Raw genomic sequence first — 1074 nt, 5'->3', positions numbered from 1 at the left:
CAAGTCCGAGTATGGGCGCGGGAGACCCTGGCGCCGGTAAGGAAACTCGATCAAAGCTCGAAAGTAGATTTCACTCGAACGCTTCGTGTCTACCTTGCGAAAAACGGGCAAGCCGACGCTTCGGCCGGGATGTTAGGGATTCATCGGCATACACTGCGCTACAGAATGAGTCGAGTTGCCAACGCACTCGGATGTGATCTGGATGATCCAAAGGTTCGAGCTGAACTCTGGTTCGCACTTCAACTGTATCCAGATGACAGTTCAGACATTGAAATACTTTGCTTCCGGGTGGTGCAGGACAAAAGCGTCCGTGGACTGCTCGGGATGCAGCTGCAGCTCCTCGGACAATTCGACGCCGATTCGTTCGGGTTCGAGCAACGCAACCAACTTGGCTCGATCCTCGAGATCCGGGCACGCGCCGTATCCGAACGAATAGCGAGCGCCGCGGTACTCGAGATCGAAGTAACCGGCAACCTCGGTGGGATCCTGCTCCGCGACGGTGTGACCCTCGGGAAGCACTAGCTCTTCACGGACGCGTCGATGCCAGTACTCGGCCAGAGACTCCGTGAGCTGGACACCGATTCCGTGAACCTCGAGGTAATCGCGGTACGAGTTCGACGCGAACAACTCGTTGGCGAAGTCCGCGATCGGCTGACCCATCGTCACCAACTGGAACGGGAGTACGTCGACCTGCCCGGTGGCCTCGGCGTCCTTGCGCGAGCGAACGAAGTCCGCGATGCACAGGAAGCGGTCGCGGTGCTGGCGCGGGTAGGTGAATCGGAACCTTTCGGGTGCATCCGGTTTCGGCTCGGTGAGCACGATGACGTCGTCGCCCTCCGAGATCGCCGGGAAGTACCCGTACACGACCGCGGCATGCGCGAGGATGCCCTCGGACGTCAACCGATCGAGCCAGTACCGAAGTCGCGGACGGCCTTCCGACTCGACCAGTTCCTCGAACGTCGCACAGTCGCCCAAGCGCTGACCCCGCAGGACCCACACGCCGAGGAAACGACCGCGAGCCTCGAGCACCCGCGAGACAGCGCACCGCGAGTTACACTGGCCCAACAGCTCGAC

General features: G+C 60.9%; 1 protein-coding gene and 1 pseudogene. One reads left to right on the top strand and one right to left on the bottom strand.

Annotation, left to right across the window (positions count from 1 at the left end):
• Window positions 1-27 precede the first annotated feature (27 nt).
• Window positions 28-231 (top strand): annotated as a pseudogene (locus tag AC0B9F_RS38500) (helix-turn-helix domain-containing protein); the annotation flags it as partial.
• 30 nt (window positions 232-261) lie between these two features.
• Here AC0B9F_RS38500 and AC0B9F_RS38495 read toward each other — a convergent pair.
• Window positions 262-1074: vitamin B12 dependent-methionine synthase activation domain-containing protein (locus AC0B9F_RS38495; protein WP_472010506.1), on the bottom strand; the 813-nt coding region annotated here is incomplete at its 5' end.

The organism is Streptomyces sp. NPDC097129, from assembly GCF_055668065.1.
Note: the sequence above shows the minus strand (reverse complement) of the source record. Positions and strands in the feature narration are given on the sequence as shown.